Origin of the sequence: Calidithermus roseus (assembly GCF_003574095.1) — a bacterium.
Classification (GTDB): Bacteria; Deinococcota; Deinococci; order Deinococcales; family Thermaceae; genus Calidithermus; species Calidithermus roseus.
In genome coordinates this window covers 1-3,947 of sequence record NZ_QWLA01000132.1, presented here as the reverse complement: position 1 = coordinate 3,947, position 3,947 = coordinate 1, and the positions used below count along the sequence as shown (strand labels likewise).

Below are 3,947 nucleotides of genomic sequence, written 5' to 3'. Positions count from 1 at the left end.
GGGGGAGGAGCGCGCCCCCACGCGCGGGGGTCGCGCTCCTCCCCCACCGCCAGCACCTGCAGGCCCGCCAGGCCCGCCAGCCACAGCAGCGAGCTCCAGAGGTAGGGCTGCGCCCACATCAGCGCGAAGAGCGCCAGCCCCCCCAGGCAGGCCGCCGACACCCGCCAAAGCCGCGCGCGCCGCAGGGTCAGGGCCAGCCCCAGCGGGGCCAGCACGCCGCCCGAGGGCAGCGCCAGCACCAGGTAACGCCACGAACGCATGCGCCCATGGTAGGAGACGCCGCGCGGGCCTGCCGGGGAAAGATGAGAGCCGACGCGCCCCCCGCCGGGGACGACCCCCTCCTGGTAAGGAGGGGCTGGCACCGGTACACCAACCGGACGATCCCCTTCGGGACGCCGCCGGAGGCGGCGGCGAGTCCTCTGTCAGGAGGGCCTGCGGCCCTGCACTGGGGGACCGAGTTCGGTCATCTTGAAACCCTCGGGTAAGGTGTCCGTGTTGTTCGGTGCTTTGGTATCGGTTGGCTTCATCGTGACCCCTTTGAGCCGTTTTTGAGCCCTTGGTGATCCCTTTGAGCCGTTTTTGAGCCTTTAAGCTGGTAGGATGTTCCTCGCCCGGTCCTTCCCTCCTTTACCAGAACACCTCTCCGTACCATATCCTCCAGGTCACGGGTTGCCGTGGGCTTGGAAACCCCAGTGAGTTCCTGGTAGGTTTTATTGTTGATGCTACCCTTGTCCTTCACATACATCACCGCCCGGATTTGCCGGTCGTTGAGCCCCAGGGCCCGGAGGCGCTCCGGGGTGTAGGGGTCCTTGAGGAAGGTCACCCGCACGCCTCCCTGCCAGTTTTCGAACTCGGGCTCGGGCAGGCCTTGTTCGCGGCATAAGGCGATGATGCGGGTGGTACCCGTACCCCAGCGCTCCACCAGGCCGGCGAAATAAAAGGCTTGGGCCAGGAGGGGATTACGCAGGAGGGAGCCGTGAGGACCCCGCAGGCTCTCGGGTGTTAAGGGAGGTAGGAGCTCCCCCACGCTCCAGATCTCCAGGCGGTCCTCGTAGATGCGGATCTGGACGTCCGCAGAGATGGTGTAGTCCCGATGGATGAGGGCGTTGATGACTGCCTCGCGCAGGGCCTCCAGGGGGTACTCCCAAACCTCCTTGCGCTGCAGGCCCTCCAGGCTCGGCTCATCCACACGAACGTCGAACCGAACCTTCAGCACCTGCCGGAAGCGCTCCATGGCGCCTTCCAGCTGTTGCCACAGGGTGCCCTGGAAATCGTGGCTGTCCAGGATTTCGGTCACACCGCGAAAGAGCCCGATGCGAATCTGGGCTGTGGGAAAGCGCCGCTGGGGGTGCTTCCCGAAGAGCAGGACGGCCGCGTTGGTCAGCCGTCCCTCCCGGAGCGTCTGCAGGTTCTGCAACAGGCGCTCCGGATCGGCGGGGTCCACCCAGGGAAGGCGCGGCCTCGCCAGCCGGGCGAAATGCCGGAGGGCCGAAGGGTCCACATCCTCCGGGGTCCAATCGCTCGGAAGGCTATCCCAGCTGAGCCCCGAGCGCTACAGGAGGTGGCGGGCCAGTTCCTCCTGGGTGAAGTCCCGGTTGGTGCTTCCCACCCGCCGCAGGTAACGGCCGTTGTGGGGGACCAGGCCCCGCATCGGTTCCACCCGGATGACGATGACGGCCTTCCCCTGCATCTCCTCCACACGGATGGACGGGGTGATCCCCAGGCGGGAGGTGATGAGGTTGGCCAGGCGCTGCACTTCCTGATCGTCGACCTGGACCCCCACCACCCAGCCGTCGTCTTCCACCCCGAGTATCAGGGTGCCGCCTTGGGTGTTGGCGAAGGCCGCCAGGTCCGCCAAGGCCCGGTCGGTCCAGGTGCCCTTGAGCTCCAGCGTCTCGCTTTCTTGGAGCCTAACCCTTTCCATAGCGGGCTCCCAGGCCCAAAAGCTCGAGTACACGCTGAAGCTCCTGCTCTGCTAGAGCCCTTTCCTCTTCGGCTTCCTGAAGGAGAACCACAGCCTCCTCCAGGGGCAGCACCTCCTCGGCCCCGTTCTGGCTCACGTAGCGCGAGGGCGAGAGGTTGTGGTCGTGCCTGGCGGCCTCCTCCAGGCCGATGACCGCCGAGAGGCCCTCCTCGGCCCGCCACTCGTGATACAGCCGGGCCACCTGCTCCACGTGCTCCTTGGTCATCTCGTTCTTGGGCCTGCCCTTGACGAAGAGCTTGGAGGCGTTGACCAGGAGGATCTCTTTGGGGCGGCGCTTGGCGCGGTTGACCACCAGGATCACGCCGGGGGCGGTGGTGTTGAAGAAGAGGTTCTCCGGGAGCAGGACCACCGCCTCGACGAGGTCGGCCTCCACGAAGCGCCTGCGGATGTCGCGCTCCTTGTTGCTGCCGCTGGCGCCGCTGCCGCTGGCGCCGCTGCCGCGGCTCACGGCCCCGGTGTCGAGGACCACCGCCATGCGCCCGTCGTCCTTGAGCGAGGCCAGCATGTGCTGCACCCAGCCCCAGTCGGCGCTCGAGGCCGGGGGAACGCCGAAGCCGAAGCGGGCGAAGGGGTCGCTCTCGTAGAGGGCGGCGGGGACGGTCTGGCTCCACATGGGGTTGGCCACGATCAGGTCGAAGCGCTTGAGGCCGGAGCCCTCCAGGTGGCGCGGGTTGGCCATGGTGTCGCCCAGCCTGATGTCGGCGGTCATGTCGTGCAGGAAGGCGTTCATCATGCCCAGCGCGTAGGTGGTGGCCTGGAACTCCTGGCCGTACAGCCGCAGCGGCTTGAGGTGGCCGGGCAGCCTGTGGTGGCCGTTCTCCTGCACCCCGTGGCGCTCCAGCAGGTCCAGGTGGGCCTTGATCAGCAGCCCGGCCGAGCCGCAGGCGGGGTCATAGGCCTCCTGGCCGGGCTCCGGGCGCAGGAGGCGGGCCATCAGCACGCCCACCATGCGGGGGGTGTAGAACTCGCCCGCCGACTGGCCGACGTCCTCGGAGAACTTCCTGAGCAGGTACTCGTAGGCCCGGCCCAAGAGGTCGGGCTCCACGTCGGCGAGGCCCAGCCGCTCCTTGGACAGGGCCTCGATCAGGGCCTTGAGGTAGTCGTCGGGGACGATGCGCTGCCCGGCGGCGGTGGCGTTGAAGTCCACCACGTCCACCACCCCGGAGAGTGCCGGGTTGGCCTGGGCCACCGCCCGCACCGCGTCGGTGAGCCTCTCGCCCAGGCCGCCCTTGGGCAGGGCGCGCAGGTAGCCCCAGCGGGCGTGCGGGGGGATGTAGAAGCGCACCAGGGTGCGGTCGCCCTCGACCAGCGCCTGCGCGAGGTCGCCGAACTCGGCCTGCAGGCGGGCCAGCTCGTCGTCGAACACGTCGGAGAGGCGCTTGAGGAACACGAGGGGGAGGATGTAGTCCTTGTACTTGGGCGCGTCCACCGGGCCGCGGATGGCGCAGGCGGCTTCCCAGAGCCAGGATTCGAGGGTTTTTAGGTCCATGTTACGCCAACAGCATACCCCGGCATGGGGGGCGGCTCGAGGCCTGCTCGGCCCCCGCCCTCCCCGGCGCGATCCCGGCTCAGCCCGCCTCGCAGGCGCCACCGGGGCGGCGCCAGGCGGTGGGGCAGAGCTTGGGGTTGAGGCTGGGGCGGGCGTAGTAGTCCACGTCGGGGTGGATCGGGCCGGTGCGGAAGCTCTGCTCGTAGGCCTCGAGCAGCCCCACCTCCTCGGGGTCGCTCACCTCCTCCACCCGCCAGCCCTCGCCGAACTCGCAGCGCACCCCGCCGGGGGCCGCGGGGTCGTCGTAGGCCCCGAAGCCCCGGTTGTAGGCCCGGAACCAGCGCCCCTCCCAGGCCTGGCGCACCCGCCCCGTCCCGTAGCTCTTGGAGATCATCACCGCGCTGTGGGGGCGGCAGAACAAGGCTCTACAACGATGTCAGGAGCTGGGGTTGTTCAGCTTCGTCCCCTCCCGCA

The 3,947-nt window shown here is 68.7% G+C and carries 4 protein-coding genes and 1 pseudogene; all 5 read right to left on the bottom strand.

The window, feature by feature from the left end:
- Nucleotides 1-260, bottom strand: a pseudogene (locus Mrose_RS19070) (competence protein); the annotation flags it as partial.
- Nucleotides 261-523: 263 nt separating this feature from the next.
- Nucleotides 524-1,501, bottom strand: coding sequence for an ATP-binding protein (locus Mrose_RS17950; RefSeq protein ID WP_245970021.1), 978 nt, complete (start codon nucleotides 1,499-1,501; stop codon nucleotides 524-526).
- Nucleotides 1,502-1,552: 51 nt separating this feature from the next.
- A complete protein-coding gene (locus tag Mrose_RS19560; protein ID WP_245970020.1) occupies nucleotides 1,553-1,924 on the bottom strand; it encodes an AlbA family DNA-binding domain-containing protein in 372 nt (123 codons plus the stop codon).
- Complete coding sequence (locus Mrose_RS17945) at nucleotides 1,911-3,473, bottom strand: type I restriction-modification system subunit M (RefSeq protein WP_119280585.1); 1,563 nt, start codon at nucleotides 3,471-3,473, stop codon at nucleotides 1,911-1,913. The genes Mrose_RS19560 and Mrose_RS17945 overlap by 14 nt, the downstream gene beginning before the upstream one ends.
- A 79-nt stretch (nucleotides 3,474-3,552) precedes the next feature.
- Entirely contained in the window at nucleotides 3,553-3,894 is a 342-nt protein-coding gene (locus tag Mrose_RS17940) for a hypothetical protein (RefSeq protein WP_147371722.1), read from the bottom strand.
- Nucleotides 3,895-3,947 lie beyond the last annotated feature (53 nt).